This window comes from Pseudoduganella sp. RAF53_2, assembly GCF_052113985.1.
In the GTDB taxonomy this organism is placed as follows: Bacteria; Pseudomonadota; Gammaproteobacteria; order Burkholderiales; family Burkholderiaceae_D; genus Rugamonas.
Genome location: NZ_JBFRDW010000601.1, coordinates 1 through 3,820, shown reverse-complemented (window position 1 = coordinate 3,820; position 3,820 = coordinate 1). Strand labels below are relative to the sequence as shown.

At 64.0% G+C, this 3,820-nt stretch carries 2 protein-coding genes; one reads left to right on the top strand and one right to left on the bottom strand.

Annotated features, from left to right (window positions below; all coding sequences use genetic code 11):
- Positions 1–2,063, bottom strand: a 2,063-nt coding sequence (gene glnE, locus AB4Z11_RS26205) for a bifunctional [glutamate--ammonia ligase]-adenylyl-L-tyrosine phosphorylase/[glutamate--ammonia-ligase] adenylyltransferase (RefSeq protein WP_442028773.1), incomplete at its 3' end; no start/stop codon positions are given.
- 117 nt (positions 2,064–2,180) lie between these two features.
- Between glnE and AB4Z11_RS26200 the strand changes: the two genes are divergently transcribed.
- Positions 2,181–3,820, top strand: a 1,640-nt coding sequence (locus AB4Z11_RS26200; protein WP_442028772.1) for a YhdP family phospholipid transporter, incomplete at its 3' end; no start/stop codon positions are given.

Sequence of the window (3,820 nt, the reverse complement as noted above, 5' to 3'; positions counted from 1 at the left end):
TCCTGGTCGTCGTCGTCGAACAGGAAGATCACATCGAGATCGGAAACGTACCCCAGTTCCTTGCCGCCCAGCTTGCCGTAAGCGATGACGGCGAACTTCGGTACTTCGCGGTGGCGCTTGGGAATGTTCTGCCACGCGGCTTGCACCACGGCTGCCACGATCACGTCGGCCAGGGCGGACAGATGATCGGCCAGGCGCTCCACGGTCAGGTCGCCCGCCAGGTCTTGCGCCAGCAGGTGGAACAGCTGCACGTGGTGGACTTCGCGCAGGATGTCGAGCTGGCGTTCCGTGTCGTCCGGCGCGGTGGCCAGCTGACGCTGCAGGTCTAGCGCCACGGCGGCGGGATCGAAGCTGGTATTGAGCAGGCGGTCATCCAGCAGCTCGTCCAGCAGGATCGGATGCTGGTTGAGGAAGGTGGCGGCCCARCCACTGGTGTGCATCATATTGATGACGCGTTCCAGCGTGTGCGGATACTCCGTCAGCAGAGACAGATAGGCTGAGCGGCGCGCGATCGCTTCCAGAAAGTCCAGCAGGCGGCCCAGCGTCGCCAGCTGGGTGCCGGCGCTGTTCCTTTCGGCTGCGCGCGCGATCTGGGGCAGGGCGGCATTGATCAGGGCGACCAGCTTGTTGCGGCTTGCTTCCGGCATGCTGGCCAGCTTGGGCGATTGCCAGGTCGCGATCAGGCGCTGTGCAGCGGCGGCGGGATCGCTGTAACCCAGCCCCGTAAAGCGGGCTTCGATGGCTTCGCGGTTGTCGGGATCGGCGCAATCGTTGCTGGTGTCGGGATCGACGTCATCGCTATTGCCGCTCTTGTCGGCGAAGATGGCGTCGAACTGCTCGGCGACGAACTGGCGGTGGGCTTCCAGCTCGGCCAGCAGGCTGGCGGCATCGGGCATCCCCATCATCTGCGCCACGACTGCCTGGTCGGCTTCATTGGCAGGAATGGTGTGGGTCTGGGCGTCGTCCAGGTACTGCAAGCGGTGTTCCAGGTTGCGCAGGAAGGTATAGGAGGCCAGCAGGCGTTCCACCACGTCGGCCGCCAGCAAGCCTTTTTCCGGCAGCAGTTTCAGGGTTTCGCGCGTGGAGCGGCCGCGCAGGCTGGGATCGCGCCCGCCGCGGATCAGCTGGAACACCTGGGCCAGGAATTCGATTTCGCGGATGCCGCCACGGCCCAGCTTCACATTATTGCTGCGGTCAGGATGCAGGCGCTCCTGGCGATTCACTTCGGCGCGGATCTGGGCGTGCATGCTGCGGATAGCGTCGATCACGCCGAAGTCCAGGTAGCGGCGGAAGCAGAAGGGACGCACGATGGCGTCCAGCGCGGCGATATCGACCGCATGGCCGGTGACGGCGCGCGCCTTCACCCAGGCGTAGCGCTCCCACTCGCGCCCTTGCACGATCAGGTAATTCTCCACCATGCCCAGGCTGGCCGCCAGCGGACCGGAGGCGCCGTTCGGACGCAGCGCCATGTCGACGCGGAAGGTAAAGCCGTCCTCCGTGATTTCGGCGATGGCCGCGATCAGCTTTTTGCCGAGGCGGACAAAATATTCGTGGTTGGACAGCGAGCGCTGGCCGGGACCGGCCGCCGTATCGCCATCTTCCGGATAAACGAAAATCAGGTCGATGTCGGACGACACATTCAGCTCGCCGCCGCCGCCCTTGCCCATGGAAAGCACCATCAGCTGCTGCTCGGCGCCGGAGTCCGCGCCAATCGGGGCGCCGTGGGCCGCGCTCATTTCCGCATCGAGCTCGAACAAATGCTCGCGGATGGCGAAATCGGCCAGCCGCGTCATGGTCGTGACCACCTCGTTCAGATCCGCCTTGCCCTCCAGGTCGCGCCGGATCAGGCCGGCGATCACCAGGTTGCGCAGACGCCGCATGCCCCTGGCCAAAGGCAGGGGATTTCCCTCGCCAGTGTTGCGTTCTTTTGCCAAAAATTCAGCAAAATTCAGCGAGGCAAGCGATAATTGCGCTATGGCATCAACTTTGGCTTGCCGATCCGCTGCAGCGGCCAGCCAGCGCTGGTAAAAACGGGAGGCGGAAACGAGGCTTGGTGCGGTCATCAGGAATTTGTGAAGTAATGTAAAAGCCTAGCTATTGGAACATAGTTTAGCGGGTCCATGCGGTAGAATTGTCTGAATTAACAAAGGCTTGGCTTGAGCGTAATAAAGGAAAATTCGGTGGAGGAGGTGGTGGCGGAAGAGGGGCCTTTGTTGTCCCGCTGGCACCGGCTGCAGGCTGCCTACCGCTTCTGGAATCTGGCCACGCACCACGTACTCGGCTTCACGATCAAGCTGGTTCTGCTGCTGTATTTTGCGTTCGCCATCATGTTCCTGGCGCTGCGCTACATCATCCTGCCGAACATCGACCACTACAAAGGCGACTTCGAGCGCCTGGCGACGCGTGCTGTCGGTAACCCCGTTACCATCGACCGCATTTACGCTTCCTGGAAAGGTTTGCGTCCCAACCTGTTCCTGGGCGATGTGATCCTGCGCGACGCGCAGGGCAAACAGGCGTTGCTGCTGCCCAGCGTGTCCGCCACGCTGTCGTGGTGGAGCGTGCCGGCCGGCAGCCTGCGTTTCGAATCCCTGGAATTCATCCGTCCCGACCTAGAAGTGCGGCGTGAGGCGGACGGTAAGCTGTACGCCGCCGGCATCCTGATCGATCCAACGAAGAAGAGCGATGGCAAGGGCGCCGACTGGCTGCTGTCGCAGCGCGAAGTGGTGATCCGCGACGGCCGCGTGGACTGGACCGATCTGCAGCGCGGCACGCCGGCACTGACCCTGGACAACGTCAGCTTCCTGATGATGAACAAGTGGCGCCGCCACCAGTTTGCCGTGAAGGCGACGCCGCCTGCGACGCTCGGCAAGCCGCTGGATGTGCGCGCCGATTTCTCGCATCCCGCTTTCGGCCGGATATCTGACGTGGCGCAGTGGCGGGGCGAGCTGTACGCCAGCGTGCCTTACGCCGATCTGGCTGCCTGGTCCACCTATATTCCGGCCAATGTCGAAGTGCAGTCCGGCGCCGGCGCGGCGCGCGCCTGGGTCAGTATCGATCGCGCCCGCGCCACCGGCGTGACCGCCGACCTGGCGCTGGAAAACGTGGTCGCCAAGCTGGACGCCGAATTGCCCGAACTCGATGTGGCGGCCTTGCATGGCCGCGTCACCGCGCAGGAAGAAATGCCAGCCACGCTGGTGGCAGCCAAGGCGCCGCCTGGCTCGCTGGGCCGCAGCATCAGCCTGACCGATCTGTCCGTGCGCACGCGCGATGGCGTGGAGCTGACGCCAACCACCGGTTCCTTCCGCCATCTGCCCGCTACCACCACCCAGCCGGAAGTGAGCGAGATGAAGGCGAAGTCGCTGGATCTGGCCATCCTGTCCCAGTTGGCGACGCGCCTGCCGCTGCCGCCAATCCAGCGCGACCTGCTGGATGCACTGTCGCCGCGCGGACGTGTGCAGAACCTGGCGGCCGAATGGCGTGGCGCGCTGCCTGCGCCGGGCAGCTTCAAGGTCAAGGCCGAGGTGTCGGACCTGGGCTTGAATGCACTCGAATCGCGCCCTGCCATTCCGAAGTCGGGCAAGAACCCCGGCGCGCCAGCGATTCCTGCGTTGCCGGGCTTCGATCACCTGAGCGGCACGCTGGAAGCGAACGAGAAGGGCGGCAGCATCAACTTCGATGCGCCGGGCCTGGAATTGAATATGCCGGAATGGTTCGAAGAACCGAAGATGGTGTTCGACAAACTGAAGCTGGCCGCTGGCTGGTCGCTGGCCGACGCCCGGCAGCTGAGCCTCAAGGTGGACAACCTGGAACTGCTGCATGC